At 71.4% G+C, this 23,966-nt stretch carries 29 protein-coding genes and 2 pseudogenes; 23 read left to right on the top strand and 8 right to left on the bottom strand.

Going from position 1 to position 23,966, the window contains the following annotated elements; translation table 11 throughout:
* Window positions 1-23 precede the first annotated feature (23 nt).
* Window positions 24-1,031 carry a WYL domain-containing protein gene (locus tag AB0C25_RS18595; RefSeq protein WP_357374637.1) on the bottom strand — a complete coding sequence of 336 codons (1,008 nt, stop codon included), beginning with the start codon at window positions 1,029-1,031 and terminating at the stop codon, window positions 24-26.
* Between the two features lie 44 nt (window positions 1,032-1,075).
* Between AB0C25_RS18595 and AB0C25_RS18600 the strand changes: the two genes are divergently transcribed.
* From AB0C25_RS18600 to AB0C25_RS18615, 4 genes and pseudogenes are all read left to right on the top strand, one after another.
* Entirely contained in the window at window positions 1,076-1,555 is a 480-nt protein-coding gene (locus AB0C25_RS18600; protein WP_357374639.1) for a hypothetical protein, read from the top strand.
* Window positions 1,555-2,016, top strand: coding sequence for a hypothetical protein (locus AB0C25_RS18605; RefSeq protein ID WP_357374641.1), 462 nt, complete (start codon window positions 1,555-1,557; stop codon window positions 2,014-2,016). Before AB0C25_RS18600 ends, AB0C25_RS18605 begins: the two co-directional genes overlap by 1 nt.
* Before the next feature lie 275 nt (window positions 2,017-2,291).
* Entirely contained in the window at window positions 2,292-3,794 is a 1,503-nt protein-coding gene (locus AB0C25_RS18610; RefSeq protein ID WP_357374643.1) for an NAD(P)/FAD-dependent oxidoreductase, read from the top strand.
* Window positions 3,795-3,817: 23 nt separating this feature from the next.
* Window positions 3,818-4,027: pseudogene (locus tag AB0C25_RS18615) on the top strand (SDR family NAD(P)-dependent oxidoreductase); the annotation flags it as partial.
* Window positions 4,028-4,208: 181 nt separating this feature from the next.
* Here AB0C25_RS18615 and AB0C25_RS18620 read toward each other — a convergent pair.
* Window positions 4,209-5,387, bottom strand: coding sequence for a low temperature requirement protein A (locus tag AB0C25_RS18620; protein WP_357374645.1), 1,179 nt, complete (start codon window positions 5,385-5,387; stop codon window positions 4,209-4,211).
* 25 nt (window positions 5,388-5,412) lie between these two features.
* Window positions 5,413-5,832, bottom strand: coding sequence for a hypothetical protein (locus AB0C25_RS18625; protein WP_357374647.1), 420 nt, complete (start codon window positions 5,830-5,832; stop codon window positions 5,413-5,415).
* 185 nt (window positions 5,833-6,017) lie between these two features.
* Here AB0C25_RS18625 and AB0C25_RS18630 point away from each other — a divergent pair, with 185 nt between their 5' ends.
* Together AB0C25_RS18630 and AB0C25_RS18635 are read left to right on the top strand one after the other, a co-directional pair.
* The gene (locus AB0C25_RS18630; RefSeq protein ID WP_357374649.1) at window positions 6,018-7,103 is read left to right on the top strand and encodes an S-(hydroxymethyl)mycothiol dehydrogenase; all 1,086 of its coding nucleotides are present in this window, start codon (window positions 6,018-6,020) and stop codon (window positions 7,101-7,103) included.
* Window positions 7,103-7,732 carry an MBL fold metallo-hydrolase gene (locus tag AB0C25_RS18635; protein WP_357374651.1) on the top strand — a complete coding sequence of 210 codons (630 nt, stop codon included), beginning with the start codon at window positions 7,103-7,105 and terminating at the stop codon, window positions 7,730-7,732. The genes AB0C25_RS18630 and AB0C25_RS18635 overlap by 1 nt, the downstream gene beginning before the upstream one ends.
* Window positions 7,733-7,759: 27 nt before the next feature.
* Here AB0C25_RS18635 and tsaA read toward each other — a convergent pair whose 3' ends face one another.
* Entirely contained in the window at window positions 7,760-8,188 is a 429-nt protein-coding gene (tsaA, locus tag AB0C25_RS18640) for a tRNA (N6-threonylcarbamoyladenosine(37)-N6)-methyltransferase TrmO (protein WP_357374653.1), read from the bottom strand.
* A 58-nt stretch (window positions 8,189-8,246) separates the two neighbouring features.
* Here tsaA and AB0C25_RS18645 point away from each other — a divergent pair, with 58 nt between their 5' ends.
* The 3 genes from AB0C25_RS18645 (at window position 8,247) to AB0C25_RS18655 (ending at window position 10,813) form a co-directional block, all read left to right on the top strand.
* Complete coding sequence (locus AB0C25_RS18645; RefSeq protein WP_357374655.1) at window positions 8,247-8,702, top strand: VOC family protein; 456 nt, start codon at window positions 8,247-8,249, stop codon at window positions 8,700-8,702.
* A complete protein-coding gene (locus AB0C25_RS18650; protein WP_357374657.1) occupies window positions 8,686-9,801 on the top strand; it encodes a DUF3626 domain-containing protein in 1,116 nt (371 codons plus the stop codon). The genes AB0C25_RS18645 and AB0C25_RS18650 overlap by 17 nt, the downstream gene beginning before the upstream one ends.
* A 292-nt stretch (window positions 9,802-10,093) precedes the next feature.
* Entirely contained in the window at window positions 10,094-10,813 is a 720-nt protein-coding gene (locus AB0C25_RS18655; protein ID WP_357374659.1) for a hypothetical protein, read from the top strand.
* A gap of 52 nt (window positions 10,814-10,865) precedes the next feature.
* On the opposite strand, the gene AB0C25_RS18660 is transcribed toward AB0C25_RS18655, so the two are convergent.
* The gene (locus AB0C25_RS18660; protein WP_357374661.1) at window positions 10,866-12,236 is read right to left on the bottom strand and encodes a hypothetical protein; all 1,371 of its coding nucleotides are present in this window, start codon (window positions 12,234-12,236) and stop codon (window positions 10,866-10,868) included.
* A 215-nt stretch (window positions 12,237-12,451) separates the two neighbouring features.
* Here AB0C25_RS18660 and AB0C25_RS18665 point away from each other — a divergent pair, with 215 nt between their 5' ends.
* The 4 genes and pseudogenes from AB0C25_RS18665 to AB0C25_RS18680 form a co-directional block, all read left to right on the top strand.
* The gene (locus AB0C25_RS18665) at window positions 12,452-12,763 is read left to right on the top strand and encodes a MazG-like family protein (RefSeq protein WP_357239204.1); all 312 of its coding nucleotides are present in this window, start codon (window positions 12,452-12,454) and stop codon (window positions 12,761-12,763) included.
* Between the two features lie 710 nt (window positions 12,764-13,473).
* Window positions 13,474-14,034, top strand: a complete 561-nt coding sequence (locus tag AB0C25_RS18670; protein ID WP_357374663.1) for a hypothetical protein — start codon at window positions 13,474-13,476, stop codon at window positions 14,032-14,034.
* Window positions 14,035-14,460: 426 nt separating this feature from the next.
* Window positions 14,461-15,435, top strand: coding sequence for a pirin family protein (locus AB0C25_RS18675; protein WP_357239198.1), 975 nt, complete (start codon window positions 14,461-14,463; stop codon window positions 15,433-15,435).
* 69 nt (window positions 15,436-15,504) lie between these two features.
* Window positions 15,505-15,761: pseudogene (locus AB0C25_RS18680) on the top strand (hypothetical protein); the annotation flags it as partial.
* A 269-nt stretch (window positions 15,762-16,030) separates the two neighbouring features.
* Here the strand turns inward: AB0C25_RS18680 and AB0C25_RS18685 are convergent.
* Window positions 16,031-16,711: a DUF1345 domain-containing protein gene (locus tag AB0C25_RS18685; protein WP_357374665.1), complete on the bottom strand. Its 681-nt coding sequence runs from the start codon at window positions 16,709-16,711 to the stop codon at window positions 16,031-16,033.
* Window positions 16,712-16,753: 42 nt separating this feature from the next.
* On the bottom strand, window positions 16,754-17,026 hold the full coding sequence (locus AB0C25_RS18690; protein ID WP_328654669.1) for a DUF2795 domain-containing protein: 273 nt from the start codon (window positions 17,024-17,026) through the stop codon (window positions 16,754-16,756).
* A 157-nt stretch (window positions 17,027-17,183) separates the two neighbouring features.
* On the opposite strand from AB0C25_RS18690, the gene AB0C25_RS18695 reads away from it, so the two are divergent.
* The 5 genes from AB0C25_RS18695 (at window position 17,184) to AB0C25_RS18715 (ending at window position 20,601) form a co-directional block, all read left to right on the top strand.
* Window positions 17,184-17,594, top strand: coding sequence for a DUF2267 domain-containing protein (locus AB0C25_RS18695; protein ID WP_357374667.1), 411 nt, complete (start codon window positions 17,184-17,186; stop codon window positions 17,592-17,594).
* Between the two features lie 204 nt (window positions 17,595-17,798).
* On the top strand, window positions 17,799-18,824 hold the full coding sequence (locus tag AB0C25_RS18700) for a TerC family protein (RefSeq protein WP_357374669.1): 1,026 nt from the start codon (window positions 17,799-17,801) through the stop codon (window positions 18,822-18,824).
* A gap of 76 nt (window positions 18,825-18,900) precedes the next feature.
* Window positions 18,901-19,500, top strand: coding sequence for a sulfite oxidase-like oxidoreductase (locus tag AB0C25_RS18705; protein ID WP_357374671.1), 600 nt, complete (start codon window positions 18,901-18,903; stop codon window positions 19,498-19,500).
* 7 nt (window positions 19,501-19,507) lie between these two features.
* The gene (locus AB0C25_RS18710; protein ID WP_357375028.1) at window positions 19,508-20,272 is read left to right on the top strand and encodes a ferredoxin reductase; all 765 of its coding nucleotides are present in this window, start codon (window positions 19,508-19,510) and stop codon (window positions 20,270-20,272) included.
* Between the two features lie 35 nt (window positions 20,273-20,307).
* A complete protein-coding gene (locus AB0C25_RS18715) occupies window positions 20,308-20,601 on the top strand; it encodes a DUF6510 family protein (protein ID WP_357374673.1) in 294 nt (97 codons plus the stop codon).
* A 126-nt stretch (window positions 20,602-20,727) separates the two neighbouring features.
* Here the strand turns inward: AB0C25_RS18715 and AB0C25_RS18720 are convergent, their stop codons facing one another.
* Window positions 20,728-21,444 (bottom strand): MBL fold metallo-hydrolase, encoded by a 717-nt coding sequence (locus tag AB0C25_RS18720; RefSeq protein WP_357374676.1) that lies wholly within the window; start codon window positions 21,442-21,444, stop codon window positions 20,728-20,730.
* Window positions 21,445-21,554: 110 nt separating this feature from the next.
* Here AB0C25_RS18720 and AB0C25_RS18725 point away from each other — a divergent pair, with 110 nt between their 5' ends.
* The 5 genes from AB0C25_RS18725 (at window position 21,555) to AB0C25_RS18745 (ending at window position 23,920) form a co-directional block, all read left to right on the top strand.
* On the top strand, window positions 21,555-22,121 hold the full coding sequence (locus AB0C25_RS18725) for a WHG domain-containing protein (RefSeq protein WP_357374678.1): 567 nt from the start codon (window positions 21,555-21,557) through the stop codon (window positions 22,119-22,121).
* A 73-nt stretch (window positions 22,122-22,194) separates the two neighbouring features.
* The gene (locus tag AB0C25_RS18730; protein ID WP_357374680.1) at window positions 22,195-22,326 is read left to right on the top strand and encodes a hypothetical protein; all 132 of its coding nucleotides are present in this window, start codon (window positions 22,195-22,197) and stop codon (window positions 22,324-22,326) included.
* A 137-nt stretch (window positions 22,327-22,463) separates the two neighbouring features.
* A complete protein-coding gene (locus AB0C25_RS18735) occupies window positions 22,464-23,189 on the top strand; it encodes a VOC family protein (RefSeq protein WP_357374682.1) in 726 nt (241 codons plus the stop codon).
* Between the two features lie 57 nt (window positions 23,190-23,246).
* Window positions 23,247-23,375: a hypothetical protein gene (locus tag AB0C25_RS18740; RefSeq protein WP_357375030.1), complete on the top strand. Its 129-nt coding sequence runs from the start codon at window positions 23,247-23,249 to the stop codon at window positions 23,373-23,375.
* Window positions 23,372-23,920, top strand: coding sequence for a GNAT family protein (locus tag AB0C25_RS18745; RefSeq protein WP_357374685.1), 549 nt, complete (start codon window positions 23,372-23,374; stop codon window positions 23,918-23,920). Before AB0C25_RS18740 ends, AB0C25_RS18745 begins: the two co-directional genes overlap by 4 nt.
* Window positions 23,921-23,966: the final 46 nt, after the last annotated feature.

Here is a 23,966-nt window from a genome sequence, read left to right on the forward strand (position 1 = left end):
TGCCAGCAACCAACGCGAGCGACCTACGTCACGCCGTTGGCGGGGTCGTCCATCGGGCGAGTGTCGTAGAGGGCGGCGAGCCCGGCGGCGGTGGCCGCCAGGCGTTCGCGCAGCGCGACCGGGGTCAGCACCTCGACGTCGGCGCCGAGGCGGAGCAACTCGCCGTGGGCGTGGGTGAGCGACTCGATCGGCAGCACCGCGGTCACCCAGCCCCGCGCGTCCGACGGCTGGGCGGTGGCGTCCATCGCGGTCACCACCGGATCGCTGCCGATCTCGCGCAGCCGTTGCCGGCCGGCGGGGGAGAGCCGGACGGTGGCCTCGTCGCGGTGCAGGCGGGCCCGGAACTGCACCACGTGCGCCTGCCACCAGGCCGGCAGGTCGAAGTCGGCCGGTCGGACGAACTCCTGCGGCAGCGGGGTCAGCGCGAGGATCTGGTTGACCCGGTAGGTCGCCGGAGCGCCTCGGCCGGGCTGGTCGGCCACCACGTACCACCGGCCGCCCTTGAGCACCAGGCCGTACGGCTCCAGCACCCGGGTCACCTCGCCGTTCCACCCGCGGTAGCGCACCTCGACGCGGTGCTGCTGCCAGACCGCCTCGGCCGTGCGGGTCAGCTCGGGGGAGGCGTCGCCGTCGGCGTACCAGCCGGGCGTGTCGAGGTGGAAGCGTTGTTGGAGTTGGGTCGCCCGGTCGCGCAGGGGAGCGGGAAGCGCGGCGTGCAGCTTCAGTCGCAGTGCGTCCACCACGTCGCCGTAGCCCAGCTCGTCGGCCGGACCGGGCAACCCGGCCAGGAACAACCGGTCGGCCTCCTCGGCGGTGAGACCGGTCAACCGGGTCCGCCAGCCGTCGACCAGTTGGTAGCCGCCGGCGTGCCCGGCCTCTCCGTAGAGCGGGATGCCGGCGGCGTGCAGCGAGTCCACGTCCCGGTAGATCGTGCGGGGGGAGACGGTCAGCCGCTCGGCGAGCTGTGCGGCGGTCAGCCTGCCGTGTTGCTGGAGCAGCAGGAGCAACGAGAGAAGTCGAGAAGCCCGCACTTCACTGACACTAGTTGTCAGGGGACCGGTCCTACCGTCCCGGCATGGCATTTCGCGACAAGGAACTTCGCACGCCCGGACCGGTGATCGTGGGCGGCAGACACTTCAAGCGCTACCACATCGACCAGCCGGAGCAGCCGATCGAACCGGAGGTGGAGAAGGCCGCGTACGAGCAGATGCCGTTGCTGCTCGTCGACCTCGTCGACGACGGCACCCCGGCCGCCGGCTGGGTGGTGCTGCACCGGGGCGCGGACAGCGGCGCCTACCTGCTGGCGTACTCCTGGGTGTGGGACAACGCGGTGGAGGTCCGGGTCGCCGCGGCCGGGCAGCCGGCGCTGGACTGCCCGGACGAGGACCCGACCCACTTCGTGCAGGTCCGTCGACCCGCGATCGGGTGCGTGTGGGAGTTGGCGGTGCTGGAACACGAGCGGGCCGCCTGGGTTCGGCACGTGCTTGCGCCGGAGGCCCCCGACCTGACTGGATATCTCAACGACACGCGAGCAGAAGGGCCGGTGGGCCGCTGATGGGCGACTTCGACTTCTTTGTGGGCACCTGGAACGTGGTGAACCGGCGGCTGCGCAAGCGCTTGGTGGGCTCCGACGAGTGGGAGGAGTTTCCCGGGGTGTCCGTCGCGCACGGCTTCTTCGGCGGCGGCGGCCACTTCGACGAGATCACCTTCCCGACCAAGGGTTCCGCGGGCGCCACCGTCCGGGTCTTCGACCCGGCCCGGCAGGAGTGGTCGATCTACTGGGTGAGCAGTGTCGACGGGGTGCTGGGGCTGCCGCCGATGGTGGGCCGCTTCGTCGACGGGGTGGGGCACTTCTACGCCGACGACCAGCACGAGGGCCGACCGGTGCGGTGCCGGTTCATCTGGTCGGACATCAGCGCGACCACGGCCCGTTGGGAGCAGGCGTTCTCCGTCGACGGCGAGCAGACCTGGGAGACCAACTGGGTCATGATCTTCACTCGAGTCCTAGACGAGTAAGTCCTCATCGAGGCTGGGGTGGTGGGCGCAGCCGGCGGACGGAGGTGACCGTCGGTCACCTCCGTCGGGGCGGATGCGGTAGTGAGCGGTATACCTCAGAGGTATGAATATGCCTGTGAGGTATACCGCTGAACGGGACATCGACGTGGCGGGCCAGGTCCAGCCACCCTTCGCTGCGCCCGCAGCCCCGTCTGCTGCGCCCCGCGCTCGTGCTGACCTTCGGCCATCCGGGTGCGGTGTTAATGTCCGTCCACCGCCCCGGATGGAGGAATTCGATGGCCTCCGACCACGTCGACGTGGTGATCATCGGCGCCGGCCTCTCCGGCATCGGCGCTGCCTGCCACCTGCGCCGGGACTGCCCCGACAAGACGTACGCGGTGCTGGAGGCGCGCGACGCCGTCGGCGGCACCTGGGACCTGTTCCGCTACCCGGGTATCCGCTCCGACTCGGACATGTTCACCCTCGGCTACTCGTTCAAACCGTGGACCGCCCCGAAGGCCATCGCCGACGGTGCCACCATCCGGGAGTACGTGCGGGAGACCGCCCACGAGTACGACGTGCGGCGGCACATCCGCTTCCGGCACCGGGTGGTGCGCGCCGACTGGGACAGCGACGCCGCCCGTTGGACGGTGCACGCGCAACGCACCGACACCGCCGAGACCGTCGTGCTGACCTGCTCGTTCCTGTTCGCCTGCACCGGCTACTACCGCTACGACGAGGGATACACCCCGGCCCTGCCGGGCGTCGACGCGTACGCCGGGCGGCTGGTGCACCCGCAGCACTGGCCCGACGACCTCGACCACGCCGGCCGTCGGGTGGTGGTGATCGGCAGCGGCGCGACCGCGGTCACCCTGGTGCCGGCCCTGGCGGAGCGGGCCGCCCACGTGACCATGCTCCAGCGCTCACCGACGTACGTCCTGGCCCGGCCCTCGCGCGACCGGCTGGCCGACGCGTTGCGGCGGCGGTTGCCGGCGAGCGTCGCGTACCCGGTGGTGCGCTGGAAGAACGTGCTGCTGTCCACCGCCACCTTCCAGCTCAGCCGGCGCGCCCCCGGCCTGGTGAGGCGGGCGCTGCGGCGGACCGCGACCGCTCTGCTGCCGGTGGGGTACGACGTCGACCGGCACTTCTCGCCCCGGTACGACCCGTGGGACCAGCGGCTCTGCGTGGCGCCCGACGGTGACCTGTTCACGGCCGTGCGCGAGGGCAGGGCGTCGGTGGTGACGGACACCATCGAGTCCTTTACCGCGCAGGGTGTCCGGTTGACCTCCGGTGCGGAGTTGCCCGCCGACATCGTGGTCACCGCTACCGGGCTCAACCTGCTCGCCCTCGGTGGCCTGACCCTGGGGGTGGACGGCACCGAGGTCGACCTCGCCAGCACCGTGGCCTACAAGGGCATGATGCTGTCCGGGGTGCCGAACTTCGCGCTGACCCTCGGCTACACCAACGCGTCGTGGACGCTCAAGGCCGACCTGGTCGCCGGGTACGTCTGCCGGCTGCTGCGCCACCTGGACCGCACCGGTCAGCAGGTCGTCACGCCGCTGCCACCCACGGACGACGGGCGCGTGCCGTTGATCGACCTGCGCTCCTCCTACGTGCTGCGCGGTGTCGACGCGCTGCCCCGCCAGGGTGTGCGCGCACCCTGGCGGCTGCACCAGAACTACGCACGCGACGTGCTGTTGATGCGCCACGGTCGGCTCACCGACGAGGGGGTGCGGTTCTCCCGCGCCACCGCGCCCACCCACCGTCCTGTGCCGTCCCGTCCGGCTGCTCGCCGGTAACCGTCAGCGGAGGAGCACCGACCGTGCGGAGATTCGACTTCACCGGCGCGACAGCCGTGGTCACCGGGGCGGCCAGTGGCATCGGCGCGGCGTTGGCGCACGCGCTGGCCGACCGGGGCACCGACCTGGTCCTGGTGGACCGCGACGCCGAGCGGCTGGACGGGGTCGCCGCCGTGATCCGCGCCGACCACCCGGACCGTCAGGTGCACACGTACCTGGTGGACCTCGGCGAAGTCGGTCTGGCTGGTGATGAAGCCGCGCGGTGGCAGCACGGTCAGGCCCGGCACCGACCGGGCTAAGCGCAGCGCCGCCCGGGAGTGCGGATGGCACAGGCATGCCGCAATTCTGCCTACCTTCGGGCCGTCGCGCCCGGTGCCGCACCGGGAGTCGGGCACCGAGATGTCCGCCGACGAGTCAGGACGGGGCCACCCCGGGGCTCGGCCCGACGTCGCGGGCGCGCACCAGCACGGTCAGCGTCACGAGGGCGACGAGCAGCGCCGCGAGCACGTACACCGGGGCCGGGCCGAGCGGCGCGAGCAGTGCCAGCAGCGCGACGACGGGGAAGGCGACGACCACCGCGCCGTGCTGCTGCCGGCGTACGTGCAGCACCCAGACCGTGAGCAGGAAGACGGCGATCGGGATGGCCACCGCGTACCCTGCGGTGCCCCCGGAGACGTGCGCGAGGTGCCGCTCGACGTCCACCGACACCGCCAGGCCGGCGCCGATCGCGGCGACCGCCGCGAAGATCAGATAGTGGCCGTAGCCCCACACCAGCGTGTACGGCATCCGGTCGGGCGCGTCGATGGGACGGTCGAAGTAGAGCCACCAGAGAGCGAACACGATCACGGTGGCCGCTGCCGCCAGCGACCAGAGGTGATGGTCGCCGGCATCCACCCCGGTCTGGATGGTCACCGACGTGGCCAGCACCACGTCACCGAGCACGATCAGGGTGAACAACCCGTACCGTTCCGTGATGTGGCGCGGATGCCAGGGAGTCATCCCCGGCCGCTCGGCCACCGCGGGCACCAGCAGGTCGGCCACGATCAGCAGCAGCAACGCCGCGGTACCCCAACCCGGCGGCAGGACCAGCCGGAGCAGCCAACCGAGCTGGACGATGGTGACGCCGATCGCGTACCGCCGGGCCGCCCGGCGGTGCGCCGGGTCACCGGCGGCGGCCCGGCACCACTGGACCACGAGCGCGATCCGCATTACCACGTAGCCGTACGTGATGACGCTGAAATCGCCGTCGGTGAATGCCCGGGGCACTCCGGCGGCGATGATCAACGCTCCGGCGATCTGAACCAGCGTGGCGATCCGGTAGAGGTCGTCGTCCGTGTCGTAGGCCGAGGCGAACCAGGTGAAGTTCATCCACGACCACCAGATCGCGAAGAAGACCAGCAGGTACCTGGTCAGCGCGTGGACGAGCTGATCCTCGGAGACGGCGTGGTGCAGGTTGGTGGCGGCCTGCGACACGGCCACCACGAAGCACAGGTCGAAGAAGAGTTCCAGCGGCGTGGCCGTGCGGTGCGGCTCGTCACGACGACGTGGCCGCATGGGCCGGTAGAACGGCCGCACCGACCGAGGCTGGCTCACCGCAGCGCCTCAGGCCGCCCGCCGGTCACCCGCGCCGACGGCCGTGGGTCAGCCCTTCCATCACCAGGGTCAGCCCCGCGCCGACCAGCCAGACGTCCTTGGCCAACCCCGCGCCCTGCTGGGTCGGTCGGATGCTGCCGGGCTCGCGCATCCCCGGCGTCTTCAGGTACAGCTGCACCAGACCCGCGCCGAACGCGGTCAGACCGAGGCCGACCAGGGGGGTCGGGACGAACGGCGCGAGCAGCGCGGCCCCCAGGGCGATCTCCGAGTACGACAGCAGCTTCGCGAAGCGCGGTGGGTCGAACTGACCGAGTTGCGGCATGGCGGCGACCGCCATCCCGTGGATGCCCTCCGCGGCGGCGCCCTCCAGGGTCCGCTTGCCCAGACCCGAGTTGAGAAAGTACGCGCCGATGCTGACTCGAAGCGGCAGGTGCGCGAGCTTCATGATCACTCCCCGTTGGCCGTGGTCGAATGCGGCAGGCGTACCCCGGACCGCCCGCGATAACCCGTCCGGCCGGCTGGGCTGGCCGTGGTGGTCGCGGTAGGTTCGCCGGGGGCCCATCGCCGAGCCCGTGGCACACCCGCCCACCCGGCGCCCGGCCCTGCCGCACACCACCAGCAGGAGGCGAAGTGAGCCAGGAAGTCCGGGGAGTCATCTCCCGCAGCAAGGGCGCGCCGGTCGAGGTGACCACCATCGTGGTGCCCGATCCCGGCCCCGGCGAGGCGATCGTCCGGATCCAGTCCTGCGGTGTCTGCCACACCGACCTGCACTACCGCGAGGGTGGCATCAACGACGACTACCCGTTCCTGCTCGGCCACGAGGCGGCGGGCGTCGTCGAGCAGGTGGGCGACGGCGTCACCGACGTGGCCCCCGGTGATTTCGTGGTCCTCAACTGGCGTGCGGTCTGCGGGGTGTGCCGCGCCTGCCGCCGGGGTCGCCCCTGGTACTGCTTCAACACTCACAACGCGAAGCAGCGGATGACCCTGACCGACGGCACCGAACTGGCACCGGCGCTGGGCATCGGCGCGTTCGCCGAGAAGACCCTGGTGCACGCCGGGCAGTGCACGAAGGTCGACCCGGCCGCCCGACCGGCCGCCGTGGGCCTGCTCGGCTGCGGGGTGATGGCCGGGCTGGGCGCGGCGATGAACACCGGCAACGTCACCCGGGGCGACTCGGTCGCGGTGATCGGCTGCGGCGGCGTCGGAGACGCGGCGGTCGCCGGCGCGGTCCTCGCCGGCGCCACGACGATCGTCGCGGTGGACACCGACAGTCGCAAACTGGACTGGGCCCGCAAGTTCGGTGCCACGCACACCGTCAACGCCTCCGAGACCGACCCGGTCGAGGCGATCCGGGCCGCCACGGGCGGGTTCGGTGCCGACGTGGTGATCGACGCGGTGGGCCGACCGGAGACGTGGAAGCAGGCGTTCTACGCCCGGGACCTGGCCGGCACGGTGGTGCTGGTCGGCGTACCGACCCCGCGGATGCAGATCGAGCTGCCGCTGCTGGACGTCTTCGGGCGCGGCGGTGCGCTGAAGTCCAGCTGGTACGGCGACTGCCTGCCCAGTCGGGACTTCCCGATGCTCACCGAGCTGTACCTGCAGGGCCGCCTCGACCTGGACGCGTTCGTCACCGAGGAGATCGCGCTGGACCAGGTCGAGACCGCCTTCGCCCGGATGCACCAGGGCGACGTGCTGCGCTCGGTGGTGGTGTTCTGATGACCGCCCGCGTCGACCACGCGGTCACCGCCGGCACGTTCTCCCTGGACGGGCAGACGTTCGACGTGGACAACAACGTCTGGGTGATCGGTGACGAGAGCGAGTGTGTCGTCCTGGACGCGCCGCACGACGTGGCCGCGATCCTCGCCCTGGTGGGTGACCGGCGGGTTCGGGCGATCCTGGCCACCCACGCCCACGACGACCACGTACGGGTGGCGCCCGAGCTGGCCGAGGCGACCGGCGCGCCGGTGCTGCTGCACGCCGCCGACCGGGTCCTCTGGGACATGGTCCACCCGCACCTGCCGCCGCACGGCGAGCTGCACGACGGGCAGGGCATCGAGGTGGCCGGCACCACGCTGCGGGTGCTGCACACCCCCGGGCACAGCCCCGGCGCGTGCAGCTTCCACGCCCCCGAGCTGGGTGCGGTGTTCACCGGGGACACGCTCTTCGCCGGCGGTCCGGGCGCGACCGGCCGCTCGTACAGCGACTTCGACACCATCGTCGAGTCGATCCGAACCCGTCTGCTCACCCTGCCGGCGGAGACGGTCGTGCACACCGGACACGGTGACGACACGACGATCGGCGCGGAGGCGCCACACCTTGACGAATGGCTGGCCCGGGGCCACTGAGACCCGGTGTGCGGCGCGGTCGACGGCTCAGCGCTCGTCGACCGCGCCCAGCACCGGCTTGACGTCCAGGACCGGGGTGCCGTCGAGGGCCTCCAGGTCGGCCACCTGGACTCGCAGGCCGTCCACCGTCAGGACCCGCACCCGGTGCAGCCCGATCGGATTGGGTCGGTGCGGGGATCGGGTGCTGAACACACCGGTCTCGGGCCGGCTCTCGTCGCCCCGCGGGTGCACCGCCAACACGTCGCGGCGGGCACGGTCCAACCAGGTCAGCACCACCAGTTCCGCGCCGGCACGCAGGTCGCGCAGCGCCGGCGCGACGTGCGCGTCGAAGACCAGCCAGGCGTCCGGCGCGCCCTCGTCGCCCTGCCGTGGCGCGCTCGCCGCGTCGGTCAGCGGCGAGGCGACCCGCCCGACCGGGTGCAGCAGGTACGCGTCGTCGCTCGCCGCCTCGACCACTGTCGCTCCCCTCTGGACGCTCCCAACCTAAACCCTGCGTGGCGCTAGGATCCCGGACATGGCCGCCGACCCGCCCGCCCCCGTTGTCCGCCAGCTGCGACTCGTGGTGGAGGCCGCCGACCACGACGCGGCCGTGGCGTTCTTCCGCGACGCGCTCGGCCTGCCGGAGGAGGCGGCGTTCAGCGGCGACGACGACGCCCGGGTGGTGATCCTGGACGCCGGCCGCGCCACCCTGGAGATCGCCAACCCGGCGCAGAAGCGCATGATCGACGAGGTCGAGGTGGGTCGACAGGTGGCGCCCCGCCTCCGGGTGGCCTTCGAGGTGGACGACGCCGAGGCGACCACGGCCCGGTTGGTCGCCGCCGGGGCGAGCGAGGTCGCTCCGCCCACCCGCACGCCGTGGCAGTCGCTCAACTCGCGCCTCGACGCCCCGGCCGATCTGCACATCACCATCTTCCAGGAGCTGCGCACCGGGTCCGACGACGACGGCCCTGGACGTGACGGCGACGTCTGAGCGGGGCGGCCTGCGCGCCGCTGCTCTCACCCCGGCGCAGGCGGCTGCTGTCGCGTACGTACGGTCGGTGGCCGTGGTCGAGCGCCCCGCCGCGCTGGCCACCATCGTCCGGCACCTCGCCGCCGCGGACGTCGGCCGCCGACCGGAGCACCTGCTGGCGGCCATCCGGTCCGGGCAGCTGACCGTCAACTTCCACCCTGACCGGCTGTGTGCCGACGGCCGAACCGTCGCCGACGCCCTGGCCGAGGACGGGGTGTACCGCAGCCAGTTCGTCACCGGGATCTCCAACGGTGGGCTCACCGCGTACCCCGGTGGCGACCGGGACCGCTGGGAGCACCGGATGTTCGACGGCGCGTACCAGCGACCCGGCGTGACACCGGCGCAGCGGCCCACGTACGGCGGCCTGAACCTGCTCGGCCACGCGGACGGTGCCTGCCCACGCTTCGGCTCCTGCCATCTGCGGCTGCGCCCGGCGGTGCTGGCCCGGGCGACCTTCTGCCTCGGCGACAGCCACCTCAGCCCGACGGTGGTCGGCGCGGCCGACGCCTTCGAGGCGGTGCTCGCCGGGCTGCTGGCCGGCGTCGCCAGCACGGGCGAGTGCCTGGGCCGGGCCGGAACGGACACCGCCACCCTGGCGCGGACGCTGTTGGGCCCGCCGACCACCCCGGGCGCGGTCGGTCGCGCGCTCGACGCCTACGTGGAGGCCCAGATCCACGGCCCGCTCGACCTCGCGCACGACGTCGAGGCACTGGTGGTGGACCCGTCCTTCACCGGTACGCCGACCGGGGCGAGGCTGGAATCGATCGCCCAGCGGTACGGTTTTCCGCTGCAGTGGCACCCCGGCTTCGCGTTGGCCGTCGACCGGGTCGACGCCGAGTTCCGGGGCCCCGCGATCCCGGTGTTGGCGGCGCGTCTGCACCGTGAGTTCGCCGGACCGGGCGCCCCGGTGGACGCGGCGCTGATCGGTCGGGCAGCGGCGTCGGTGGTCACCGAGCCGGAGCGGTGGGCGGACCGGGGTCCGGTCGACGAGACGCTCCAGCACCTCAAACAACTCTGGCACGTCCTCGTCCGGTACGGAGAGCCGGCGCACCGACAGTAGCGACAAGCCGCCCCGCACACCTCACGCAGAGCAAAGGCTGGCGTCCGGACAGTGCCCCGGAGTTCCGCGAACCGCTCTCCGTCACCGCTGTCTGACCGATGTAAGCAGAGCCACCATGTCCGAATCTGGGTCGTGACCGGTGCCACGCCGCGCCGACCTCCGGGCATTTCCGGAATGCCCGACAGGTGAACCCGGTTGTGTCCCCGTACCGCCGGAGCACCAAACCCTCTTCCGCGGTCATCTCCCGAGGAGCGTTCACCCCGGAGCGTTCCGACGATCGAAAGGAACCATCGTGAAGGCCGACTTCACTCGATGGCTCCCCGCCATCGCCAAGGACTCGTACCGCAAGACCGCGCTGAGCGTGGCGGGTGTGGCTGCCCTCGGCGGTCTGGCACTAGCGCCGACCGCGGCCGCCGCCCCGGTCACCTCCGGGCCCCACGAGGGCGCCGTGGCCGCCATCGACCTGGCCACCGGCAAGGCCAAGGCCGCTGCCCCCGCCCGCCAGGAGGAGCAGCCCGTCGAGTCGGGGCTGACCACCGGCTCCGCCACCGGTAAGCCGCCGGCCGGCAAGCCCAGCCGCGACCAGCTCATTCCGCACGGCATCGAGGGCGCGCAGTCGCGCATCCCGCTCGACGACGCGCAGCTCGACAACGCCCGCAAGATCGTGGACGCGGCCAAGAAGACCGGCGTCGGCGACCGTGGCGCGGTGATCGGCGTCGCCACCTCGTTGCAGGAGTCGAAGCTCTACAACCTCGGCCACCTCGGTGCGTACAACGACCACGACTCGCAGGGCCTGTTCCAGCAGCGCCCGTCGTCCGGTTGGGGCACGCCCGAGCAGATCACCGACCCGGAGTACGCCGCCACGGCGTTCTTCACCGCACTCCGTAACGTCGGCGGCTGGCAGGACCTGCCGCTGACCGCAGCCGCGCAGACCGTCCAGGTCTCCGCCTTCCCCTACGCGTACGCGCAGTGGGAGGAGCAGGCGGCGGACATCGTCCAGCAGATGTGGTGACACCCCGACAACCGCCGGCCGGCTCCCTTCGATGGGAGCCGGCCGGTTCTGTTCAACAGGCCGGGTAGAGGCGGCGGGTGCCAACCCCGGCGGCGTACGCGTCCCGGTCGCTGAACCGGCAGCCGTAGTCGGGCCGCGCCACCACGGCCGGATCCGTCACGGTGTCGCCGGCCGGGCGCCTGCCGGTGCGTACCCACGACACCAGGTCGTCCCAGGCGGCGCCGGCCTCGGCCGGGGTGAACTCGCAGTGCTGCGTGGCCCGGATGGCCCGCTGCACCACCAGCCTGCCGCGACCGTTGCGCGCCACGTCGCTGGCGTACGCCTGCTCCATGCTGAACGGGACGAACAGGTCACCGAGGCCGTGCAGGCTGAGCACCGGCGCGGTGGGCCGACCGGCGATCCGCGGCACCTCGGTCAGCGTCGGCAGGAGCCGCTGCACGACGTTCTCCGGGGGGACCCGCCGCACGGTGGCGTTGACGTTCACCGGGCTGTTCGGGGTGTACCGAGTGAGCAGGTTCGTGGACAGCTGACCGGGTCGCTGGGCGGGGGAGTTGCCGCTGCTGGTGGGCACGCTGATCGAGAAGAGGAAGTCCTTCCAGACCGCGAACGCGGCGTCAGCTCCCGGACGAGGCCCGCCCGAACGGTTGACCGTGATCGCCCGCAGTTGCCTGCCCCGCTCGGTGGTGGTGTCCGGCCCGGTCGGAGTCAACCCCGTCAGGCCGAGCGCCGCCTGGATGCGGGGCACCGCGTTGGTCAGGTAGTCGGCCGGGGCGGGATGGGCCGGCACCTCGGCGAGCGCCTGCGCCACCAGGTTGTAGTCCAGGTAGAAGTCGAGCAGCGTCTGATCGCCGAGCACCCCGCACATCGGCAGCGCTCCGTCGTAGTAGCCCGGGTACTGCTCCAGCGAGCGACCGATGACGTAGCCGCCCATCGACACCCCCGCCAGGTAGGTGTGGTGCGGTCGGCGAACCGTCCGTCCGAAGTGGTCGGCGAGATCCCTGGTGCCCAGCACGCCGGAGCGGATGTCGAAGCCGTTGCGGTCGTACGACGACGACGCCCAGGCGTACCCCTGCTCCAGGAGACGTTCGCGCAACCCGAAGGCGGGCGGCTCGGGCGAGAGCACCGTGCCCTGGCCTCGGTAACCGTGCGCCCACAGCACCAGGTTGCCGTTCCACCGGGCGGGGACCTCGATGATGTAGCCGGCGTGGCGGTGCACGCCCTGGCGTACCGTCGTCGGGCTGCCGCCCACGACCAGCGGAGCCAACGGCGGGTTGTCGATGGTGTAGCCGGGCAGCGGTTGGCCGCCACCCGGGTCCCGACCGGTGGCGCTGGCCGGCGTGGCACCGGCCAACCCGACCGCCAGGGTCAGCGTCACGGTGGCGGCGAGCAGCCGGCGGAGGGTACGAACGGGTGCGGACAGCATCGATGCTCCCCATCGGACGGATGTCGCCTCTGGGGGCGACCAGGCGGGACGGTTGCCTACCGGCCGGTAGCGTCCTGAACCTAGGACCGCCGTCGACACGTGTCAATGGCTGTGCTGATCGGCTGGTCAAGCGGTATGCGCCGCGTGGTGGTGGATGGTCGGCCGGACGTACCCGGTTGTCGGTAAGGGTGGGCCGGTCGGGTTGACTTGTCGGCGTGGACGAGTTGATCTGGGAGGCGGCCCGAGCGTCGCGCACGTGGCTGGACACGGCGAACGGCACCGGGCAGACCGAACTGACCTGCCGCATCCTCAAGCTGACCGAGGAGGCGGGGGAGGCGTCCGCCGCCTGGATCGGTCTGCTCGGGCAGAATCCTCGCAAGGGTGTCACCCACACCCGCGAGGACGTCGCGGCGGAGTTGGCGGACGTCGCCTTCACGGCGTTGGTGGCCATCGAGAGCCTGGGGTTGGACGCGCAGACCGTCCTGGACGCCTGCGCCGCGAAGGTGCGCTCCCGCCTCGCCGGGTGAAGCCGCCCCGGCCGAGGCCCCGTACGCCGCGCGGGGCGTGGTCGCAGGTCGTGCGCGCCCGCGCGGCGTGGTCGGAGGTCGTGCGCGCCCGCGCGCGGCGTGGTCGCAGGTGTGCGCACCCGCGCGGGGCGTGTCGGAGTCCGTGCCTGCCCAAGGCGGGCATGATCGACTCGGTTTTCTTGATATCGGGGTGACTGAGGGTCCGGGATAGCCCGATTTTCTTGAAGTCGAGTGGATCGTGCTCGTTTGGTGGCTCAAGGTCGTGGACGCGCGATGATTTGGGTGTTTTATCCGGTCAGGGTGGTTGTGGCTGTGACCGGATCCCTCCGTGGGCCGGAATCGTGGCCGGGGCGGGGTCGTTACATACCCTGACGATCGCAGGACCACCGGCCCGCCGGCCCCGGCCACGGGGTGGGAATGCGGGACCCGGTCCGGTCGTTGCAGTCCCCGCGAACGACCGCCCGGCCACTGCCTTCAGGTGGGTGCCGAGGTGGATGGGCCGCCCCCGGAATGACCCTGGGCCCTCGGTCGTTACACCTGGATCCGGCGCCACGAGCCCTCGCTCGGCAGGTCGCCGACCCCGACGCCCGACCGGGCGTCACCCCCCAAACTTTTCCCCTTGTTTGTGCAGCGCCGGACGAGGTGCTCACACCCTGCTGCCGTTCCCCCTGTTGGCGGTTGGGTGTTCTACCCCCGAAGGAGCTACCCCCATGAACACGATCATGCGTAAGAGTGTGTTGTCTGTTGCTGGTCTGGCGTTCGCCGGTGGTGTGTTCGCCGGTCCGATCGCCGCCCACGCCAACCCGGTCGATGCGAAGCCGGTCGCGGCCGCCGTGCAGACCGCGGCGCCGAAGCCGCAGGGCGAGCAGTCGCACATCGACCTCACCGGTGAGAAGACGGCCAACGTCAAGGCGATCATCGCCGCGACGAAGAAGGCTGGCCTGCCGGAGCGGGCCGCGGTGATCTCGATCGCGACGAGTCTGCAGGAGTCGAAGCTGGACAACCTGGGCCACCTCGGCGACGCCAACGACCACGACTCGCTGGGCCTGTTCCAGCAGCGCCCGTCCAGCGGTTGGGGCACGCCGGAGCAGATCACCGACCCGGCCTACTCGACCACCGCGTTCCTCAAGGGCCTCAAGCAGGTCGACGGGTGGCAGGACATGCCGCTGACCGAAGCCGCGCAGACCGTCCAGGTCTCCGCCTACCCGGACGCCTACGCCCAGTGGGAGCAGCAGGCCACCGACCTGGTCGGCCAGTACTGGAACAGCTGACACCAGCACCACCGCACAACCGCACCACCCGCACGCACCGACCGCTGGCCGGCACCCGCAACCCGGGTGCCGGCCAGCGGCGTCTCCGCCGCCTGGGTCGGCGGCGGCGGATCGGGTGCGCGGCACGCCGGGAGCCGATTTGCCCCGGCCGGATCGGCGGTTGCCCGCAGATCTTGGACAGTTTCCGTTCGCGCGAGACGGAAACTGTCCAAGATCTCCGCCCGGCGGCGGTGGGAGTGCGAAATTGGCAACGCCGGCAGCGGTGGGCATGCCTGATTGGCACCGAGTGATTCGGTCGTCCTGCGGATGCGTACCTGCCGGCGCGACCTTGACCTGGGGCGGGGCGGGAACTGTCGCCCGGCTCTCGGTGAGCCCTTGACCAGGAAGCGCCGCGACGGCCCGAGGGCGTGAGCGTACAGTCGGGCGGTGGAGCGTACCGAGTCGATGCTGGCGCAGACCCGGCCACCTGGCGTGGCCGACGTGGATCCCGGCAGTGTGCTGTTGCCCGGCCACGACGTGCCGTTGGGCCGGTACACCACCGTGCGGCGGCTGTTGCCGCAGCGGGTCCGTCGGATGGTCGGCGCCTGGTGTTTCGTGGACCATTTCGGCCCGGACGATGTGGCGCAGCGGCCCGGCATGGAGGTGCCGCCGCACCCGCACACCGGTCTGCAGACGGTGACGTGGCTCCTCGACGGTGAGATCCTGCACCGCGACAGCCTCGGCAACGTCCAGCCGATCCGGCCCGGTCAACTGAATGTGATGACCTCGGGTAACGGCATCGCCCACTCCGAGCGGTCGCCGGCTGTCCACCCGCCGGTGATGCACGGCGTGCAGCTCTGGGTGGCGCTGCCGGACCCGGCGCGGGCCGGCGCGGCCGACTTCGCGCACCACGCCGACCTGCCGCGGTGGCGCGACGGCGATCTGGATCTCACCCTGCTGGTTGGCGAGTTCGCCGGGCAGCGGTCACCGGCGGTGGTGCACACCCCGCTGGTCGGCGTGCAGCTGGAGTTGAGTGGTGAGGCGCCGACGACGTTGACGCTGCGGCCCGACTTCGAGTACGCCCTGCTGGCGATGTCCGGCGCCGCCGAGGCCGCCGAGGTGGGCTTCGAGCCGGGGGAGTTGCTGTACCTGGGCTCCGGTCGCCGCGAGCTGACCGTGCGCGGCGGGGCCGGGGCCCGCTTGCTGTTGTTGGGCGGTGCGCCGTTCGAGGAGCCGCTGGTCATGTGGTGGAACTTCGTCGGCCGCTCGCACGAGGAGATCGCGGCAGCCCGGGCGGACTGGATGGCCGGGGACGGACGGTTCGGCGTGGTCGCCGACGATTCGGCGCCTCCGCTGCCGGCCCCCGCCCTGCCCACGACCCGCCTCAAGGCGCGCGACCGCACCGGCGGCCTGCACAGCTGACGCGGCCCGACGCGGGCCGGGTGTGACCGAGGGTCGCTCGGGTAGTCGCCGGCATGCCGACCACCCTGATCACTCCTCACCGAGCTTCCGGGCGTGGATGGTCAGGTCGTCGAGTTGTTTCTCCGTGAGGCGCAGGCGCTGTGGCGGGAGGTGGCGCCGGTCGCCGACCGCCGGGCCTTGTCGGCGGCCCGCCCGGCCTGGGCAGGTCGGCGGACGACCTGGCCGGCCTTGCCAGCGGCGAGTCGGAGCAGCTGGCCTGGCTGGTGGGGGCGCTGGCCCGGGTCGACCTGGAGCACCGGTACGCGGAGGTTGCTGGTCGGCCGTGACGTGCCCTGGACCACACTTCGCCAAAATCTGACCAAACGGAGGATGTTCTGTCGTATGGTTGGTCCCGGCAGTGCTGACCGCTCGGTTCGGGCGGGCATCCACCGCTTGGTGACCCGCGACCGGTTCGGACGCGGTTCACCGCCTGGGCAGGCTTGCGTGGCGCCCTGGGTCGCGGTTCGTGACCAGGGGCGCCCGCCTGTCCCGGCCCTCGTTGAGCGCCGCTCCGTGCCACCTCCGGGGCCAGCGCGAGCCCCTCCGTCGCACCCGCTCAGTTGGCCAGGCCGGCCAGCAGATTCACGGTCACGGCGATGATGAAGGCACCGAACAGGTACGACACCATCGAGTGCCGCAGCACCGTGCGACGCATCTCGTTGCTGGTGAGGTTGGTGTCGGAGATCTGGAACGTCGTCCCGATGGTGAACGCGACGTACGCGAAGTCGGAGTAGCGCGGCGGCTCGGACTGGTTGAAGTTCACCCCACCGTCCGGGCCGGTGTAGTAGATCCGGGCGTACCGGGCGGCGAACACGGTGTGCACCACGAACCAGGACAGCAGCACGCTGAGGACGCCGAGGGCGCCGTGCGCCTCCCGGCCGAGCCCTGGTGGCGCGCTCTGGGCGCTGGCCACCACCAGTCCCACGGCCAGCAGGCTGGCCAGGCAGGCGACGAGCAGCAGCGCGTCGCGGATCGCCCGGTTCGGGTCCTCGTGTACGGCCAGCCGGGCGGTCCGCTCGGCGTCCATCGGCCAGAGCTTGTGCCAGACCAGGGCGAGCCAGCTCAGCGCGCCCACGTCCCAGCCCGCGAGCGCGGCGAGCGGTAGGGGTAGCAGCAGCGCGAAGAGGCAGCCGGCGATGACACCGACCACGGCCACCACGGCGAGTTGCAGCGCGGCCGGAAAGCGCGCGTCCGGCGGGCGGGACCGCGGTCGGGATGCGGGTCCGGTGTGGGTCATCGGCGACGCCCCGGTGTCGGAGCCGCGGTCGCCACCGCCGGGTCAGATGCCGCGCAGATGCTGCGAGACCCGGTTGTGTGTCTTGTCCCGGGCCTGTTCGGCGCGCTGCGCGGGACCCACCTCGGGTGCTGCCTCGATGCCGGCCGAGCGGGCCACCTCGGTGCCGTTGGCGTAGTCCACCGGCGGCAGGGCCCGCAACGCCTTCAGCACGTCCGGCGGCGCGCCCTCCCGTTCGGCCTCGCGGACCACGTCGTCCTTCTCGGCCGGGTAGTCCAGGCTCGACAGGTACTGCAGGACGTCGGCGTAGCTCGCCATGGCGTGGGCTCCCTCGGGGCATCGATGTGGTCACGACCGGCGGCGGTTACCCACCCGCCGGCCGGTCACGCCCGACCGGCGCAGGAATCCCGGCACCGTTTCCGCCCCGCCGCCGCGGGTACCCGCAAACGCCGACGCGAGCCCAAGGGAGTACGCGATGAACTACGACACCTTCATCGACCAGGTTTCCCACCGCACCGCGACGTCCTCGCAGCGGGCGGTCGAGCTGACCCGCGCCGTCCTGGAGACGTTCGCCGAGCGGCTGACCGGCGGTGAGGTCCTGGACCTGGCCGCCCAGCTGCCGCAGCCGTTGCAACTGGTGCTCAAGCCGAGCCCGAGTACCGAGCAGGCGGACCGGTTCGGGGCGGCCGAGTTCGTCGCCCGGGTGGCGTTGCGCGCGGGAGTGCAGGAGCCGGCCGCCCGGGACGCCGCGCGGGCGGTCTTCACCACCCTGCGGGAGGCGATCACCGGTGGCGAGTTCGATGACGTCGTCACTCAGTTGCCGCGCGACTATCGGGGCCTGGTGGAGCAGGCGATGGCTCCGGGGGCGACGCTGCGCCGCGCCTGACCACGGCACACACAGCTGTTTACCAGGGCAACCATTGATGTCCCGCTTGGCGCGGAGATTCCGCAGGGCCTAACCTTGTCGTGCGAGGGGAGTACTTCCCACGAACCATTCCGGTCAGTACGGCACGCCCGGCGTGCCTCGGGTGGTTGCCCATCAGGTGATGGGTGAAGGAGACCTCGAACATGACGGTGTTCGAGGAGAGCCATGACCGAAGTGTCTTATTTGTCCGCCGCCAGCGACCTGTCGTCGGTGGGCACGCCCATGCTGTGGGCGGTGACCATCATCGGCGTCATCCTGCTGCTGGTACTCGATTTCCTGGTCACGCGCCGCCCGCACGAGGTGTCCATGCGGGAGGCGATCGGCTGGTCGGCGTTCTACGTCGCGCTGCCGCTCGCGTTCGGCGGTTGGATCTGGTCCCGGTACGGCTCCGACCAGGGTGTGCAGTACCTGACCGGTTACCTGGTGGAAAAGTCGCTCTCGGTCGACAACCTCTTCGTCTTCATGCTGCTGCTGGCCGCGTTCGCGGTGCCGGCGGTGCTCGCCCAGCGGGTGCTGCTCTACGGCATCGCCGGCGCACTGGTGCTGCGGGCCATCTTCATCGCTCTCGGCGCGGCGGCGTTGCAGACCCTCGACTTCGCCTTTCTGCTCTTCGCGATCATCCTCATCGCCACGGCGGTGAAGCTGTTGCGCGACGCGATGTCCGGGCATCAGCAGGAAGTCGACATCAACAAGATGCGCTCGGTGAAGCTGCTGCGCAAGGTCATGCCGGTGGTCGACGAGTACCACGGCACGAAGATGACCGTCCGGCAGGGCGCGAAGCGGGCGCTCACCCCGTTCGCCCTGGTGGTGGTGGCGGTGCTGGCCACCGACATCGTCTTCGCGGTCGACTCGGTGCCGGCGGTCTACGGCATCACCGAGGACCCGTACCTGGTCTTCGCCACCAACGCGTTCGCCCTGCTCGGCCTGCGGGCGCTCTACTTCGTCCTGCACGCGGCGCTGAGCCGGCTGGTGCACCTCAGCTACGGCCTGGCCATCATCCTGGCGTTCATCGGCCTCAAGCTCGGTCTGCACTGGGCGCACGGCATCTGGGACAGCGTGTGGGAGATCCCCACCGAGATCTCGCTCGGCGTGATCATCGGCGTGCTGGCGGTGGTCACCCTGACCAGCCTGCGCGCCACCCGGGGCGGCGACGTGCCCGAGGAGCGCGAGGTCGTCGCGGAGCGGCACTGACCGCACCGCGCCGGCACGACCAGGAGGTACGCGGGAAAGCTCCCGGCCGGGCCGGCGCGGGTGGTACGACTGTGCAATGGGAATCGTGTCACCGGGCTTTCAGGGTCGACCCCGAACGCAGGAGCCGGCCCTGCCACCCGGCCAGTACCTGACCGAGGACTTCCCGGTGCTCTCGGCCGGCCCGACGCCCCGGGTGTCCCTGGACACCTGGGAGTTCGTCATCTCCGCCGAGAACGGCAGCGAACACCGGTGGTCGTGGCAGGAGTTGATGGCCCTGCCGCAGGAGACGCCACAGGTGGACATCCACTGCGTCACCCGGTGGTCCAAACTCGGCACCACGTGGCAGGGCGTCTCCCTGGACACGCTGCTCGCCGACGTCGACACCGGCGCGCACTTCGCGCTGGCGCACTCCTACGGCGGGTACACCACGAACCTGCCGCTGGACGACCTGCGCGGCGGTCAGGCCTGGGTGGTGCACACCTTCGACGGCGCGCCGCTGCCCGCCGAGCACGGCGGGCCGGCCCGGCTGCTGGTGCCGCACCTGTACTTCTGGAAGTCCGCCAAGTGGGTGCGCGGCCTCCGGCTCAAGACGATGGACGAGCCGGGGTTCTGGGAGACCGCCGGCTATCACGACTACGGCGACCCGTGGCGCGAACAGCGGTACCAGGGTGACTGAGCGCGCCGTGGCGACGAGTACCCAGCGCCGTACGCCCAACCGGTGGCAGGTCGGCCGGCTGGTGGAGCGCCGGGTGGAGACACCGAGCGCGCAGACCCTGGTGCTGGAGGTGCCGGACTGGCCGGGGCACCTGCCGGGGCAGCACGTCGACCTGCGGCTCACCGCCCCGGACGGCTACCAGGCCGCCCGGTCGTACTCGATCGCCGGGCCGGTGGTGGACGGCCCGGGTGGCCCGCGCATCGAGGTGACCGTGCAGCGGGTGCACGACGGTGAGGTGTCGCCGTACCTCATCGATGTCTTTGCCGACGGCGACCCGGTGGAGGTTCGCGGACCGCTCGGTGGCTGGTTCATCTGGCGGCCCGAGGAGACCGCGCCGGTGCAGCTGGTCGCCGGTGGGTCCGGCATCGTGCCGTTGATGGCGATGATCCGGGCGCGGCGGGCGACCGGCAGCAAGGCGCCGTTCCGGCTGATCTACTCGGTGCGCACCCCGGGCGACGTGATCTACGCCGACGAGCTGCGCCGCCGGGTCCGCGACGACTTCGGCCTGGACATCGCGTACGTCTACACCCGCGAGGCGCCCGAGGGCTGGCGCGGCGAGCCGCACCGGATCGGGTTGGCCGACGTCAACACGCATGGCTGGCCGCCGGACCTGGAACCGCTCACCTACGTGTGCGGTCCGACCGCGTTCGTGGAGACCGTGGCCGACCTGCTGGTGGGGCTGGGTCATCCGTCGCGGCGGGTCAAGACCGAACGCTTCGGCCCCACCGGCTGACCGCCCGACCGCTCCCGTAACGCCGAGGAGATCCGATGACCGAGATGTCGTACCTGGACGGCAACATGCTCGACGGCCCGATGCGTGAGCTGTTCACCGTGGACCTGAGCACCGCGATGGGCCGTTGTGAGAACTGCGGGACGACCGGCTCGATGGCCAGCCTGCACGTCTACTCGCACGCCCCGGGTCTGGTCGCCCGCTGCCCCTCCTGCGAGGAGGTGATGGTGCGACTGGTCCGTGGACCGGACCGGGCCTGGCTGGACCTGCGCGGCACCACGTACCTCCAGGTGCCGATGCCGATGGAACAGACGGTTACCGGCCCGCTCTGAACGACCCTCGCGCCCGCGCAGCATGATCGACTCGGGTTCATTGAACTCGCGGTTTCCGGATGTCCCGGATGCCCCGACATCAGTGAAGCCGAGTTGACCTTGCGGGGTGAACGCCGGCTGGCCGGGTCAGGCGTCGGCGACGGTCCTGATCGCGTGTACCGCCTCGGCGACGCCACCGGACCACGGGGTGCCGTGCCCCGGTAGGACCCACGTCGCCTGGACGCCCTCGAGGTGGCGCAGTGACGCCAGCGCCTGGTGGGGGTCGTCGGTGAAGGGCGCGGGTTGCGGACCCCGCTGGCCGGTCAGCACGTGCCGGGTGGTCAGGGCGTCGCCGACGAAGACGGCGTCGGCGATCGGCACGTGGATGGCGATGCTGCCCGCCGAGTGCCCGGGGACCGCGATGACGCGTGGCGCGCCGGGCAGGTCGAGCACCTGGCCGTCGTGCACGGCGACGACCTCGGTGAGGTGAGTGGTGCGAAGTCCGCCCTTGCGCATCGCGTACCAGAAGAAGCCGGCCGTCGCGCCGAGCTTCATCGTGCCCCACGACGTGTCGGCCTTGACCTCGCCTCGCGCGCGGGCGGCGTCCGCCTCGTGCACGTAGATCGGGACACCGTGGTCTCGCCGGAGCCGTTCGGCGAACCCGAGGTGGTCGGTGTCGCCGTGGGTGAGGACGACGCCGCGGATGTCGTCCACCGAGCGGCCCAGGTCCGACAGTTCGGCCCGCAGTTCGCGCCAGTGCCCGGCCAGGCCCGCGTCGATGACTGTCACACCCTCGTCCGTGTCGACGAGGTAGACGGCCACGATGTCGTTGCCGATGCGGCGCAGGTGCGGGGCGAGCCTCATCGCCGCACCCGTGTCGGGATTGCTATCGTCAGCATGTGGCTATGGTACGTAGCCATCATGGTTATGGTCAATAGCCATCGCACCTGACCCCCGAGCCGGAGGAAAGCGGAATGCCGACACCCGATCGGACCTCCGTCGACGCCATCGTTCGCGCCGGGCAGGACATCCTGGAATCAGCGGGTATCGCCGGCCTGACCATGCAGGCCGTCGCCGACCGGGTCGGCGTGCGCGCACCGTCGCTGTACAAGCGGGTGCGAAACCGCGACGACCTGGTGCGCCTCATCACCGAAGCCACCATCCGCGACCTCGGCGAACGGCTCGCCGCGATCGGTGCCGGCACCGACCCGCGCCGCGAGCTGGCCGAGCTGGCCCGCGCCTTCCGCGCGTTCGCGCACGCCCGACCGCGGGGCTACCAGCTGATCTTCGCACCGCGATCCGACCTCGCCGGACCCAGCATCGTCCTCACCCACGCCGTCGAACCCGTGCTGCGGGTGACCGCGAAGCTCGCCGGCGAGGACCACGCCCTGGACGCCGCACGGACGCTCACCGCGTGGGCGAACGGATTCGTCAGCATGGAACTGGCCGGCGCCTTCAAGCTGGGCGGCGACGTCGACACGGCATACGAGTACGGCATCGCCCGTCTCGCCGACGCGCTGGCCCGCCCGGATCGCCCGTGATCCACTCGGGTTCATTGATCTCGGGGTGTCCGGGCGTCCTGGTTACCCCCCAGATCAAGAAACCGTGTGGATCATGCGCGCGGACGCGTCGTCACCGAGGGCTCACGCCGTGCACGCGGCAGCCGGCACCCGGCGCGACCAACTGGAACAGTCGGCCGAGATCGCCCCGCACGCCTTCACCGCCGCGACGTGTCCCGTCCGGTGAACGGGCGCTCGGCTGATCGGACGCTCGGCGTCCCAGCCGCGGCACGGAAAGTCGGGTGCGGGTGACCCGGCCCACCCCTTAGGCTTCCGCCCCATCGGCCGGCGCGGCGCCCGGTCGCAGGGGAGATGGGCGAGGCGATGACTGCACACCTGTTCGCGATCTGCTTCGACGCACGCGAGCCGCTGCGACTCGCGCAGTTCTGGTCCGGGCTCCTCGGCCGGGAGATCGTCGACGATCCACGTGACGGCGTCCTGCTGCTGCCCGCCGGCGACCCCGACTTCCGGATCCGCTTCACCCAGCACCAGCAGCCCAAGGTCGTCCAGAACCGGATGCACTTCGACCTGACGAGCAGCTCGCTGGAGGACCAGCAGCGGTCGGTGGCCAGGGCCCTGGAGCTCGGCGGACGACACATCGACATCGGCCAGGACCCGAACGACGATCACGTGGTCCTCGCCGACCCCGAGGGCAACGAGTTCGACCTGATCGGGCCGGGCAACAAGTTCCTCGCCGACACCGCGCCGATCGGCGCACTCGCCTGCGACGGATCGCCGCAGGTCGGCTACTTCTGGAGCGCCGCGCTGGGGTGGCCACTGGTCTGGGACCAGGACGAGGAGACGGCGATCCAGTCTCCCCACGGAGGCACGAAGATCTCCTGGGGCGGTCCGCCGTACATGCCGAACGGGGGCCGGGACCGGGTCCGATTCGACGTCGCCCCGGGCGTCGACACCGACCGGCCGGCGGAGATCGACCGTCTGCTGTCGCTCGGCGCGACAGTCGTCGACGCCGACCGCGGCGATATTGGCGGGCGGGTGTTGATGGCCGACCCGGACGGCGGCGAGTTCTGGCTCCGGACGGCACGCTAACGTGGTGCGCACCGCGTACCCGGAAATCCGCCGCGCGTCGAGTACGAACTCACCGACCTGGGGCGCACGCTGTTGACCCTGATCGAGGCGGCACGGGCCTGGAGCAAGGATCACCTCCCCGCCCTGCTCGACGCTCGGGAGGCGTCGACACGAGCGGCATCGACCGGTCCGAGTGGTCGGCCGTGAGATATCTGCGTACCGGTGGCCCCGCCGCGATCCGGCGGCCCCGGCCCACCGACTCCGACGAGTTCGTCGCCGCCGCCCGGCGCAGTCGGGACCTGCACCACCCGTGGTTGGTCGCGCCGTCCAGCCCGCAGGAGTACGACGACTACCTGAGGCGGATCCGCCGCCGCGACAGCGTCGGTTACCTGATCTGTGACCGGGCCAGCGGTGCGATCGCCGGCTACGTGAACATCAGCGGGATCGTGCTGGGTGCGCTGCGCGGAGGTTACCTGGGATACGCGGCGTTCCAGCCGTACAGCGGGACCGGGCACGCCTCGGCGGGCGTGGCGCTGGTGATCGACCACGCGTTCCACACGGTCGGACTGCACCGCCTGGAGGCGAACATCCAACCGGGCAACGAACCGTCACGCCGGGTCGCCCGCAAGCTGGGTTTCCGGCTGGAGGGCTTCTCGCCGGACTACCTGTTCGTCGATGGCGCCTGGCGCGACCACGAACGCTGGGCGATCACCGCGCCGAGCGGGTCCGGAGGGCCGCCGGATGGCGGCTGAGCCACGTCACATGATTGACAATAGGTGCCTGCAAAACGGTATAAAA

The sequence above is a fragment of the Micromonospora sp. NPDC048839 genome (assembly GCF_040649915.1).
GTDB lineage: Bacteria > Actinomycetota > Actinomycetes > Mycobacteriales > Micromonosporaceae > Micromonospora.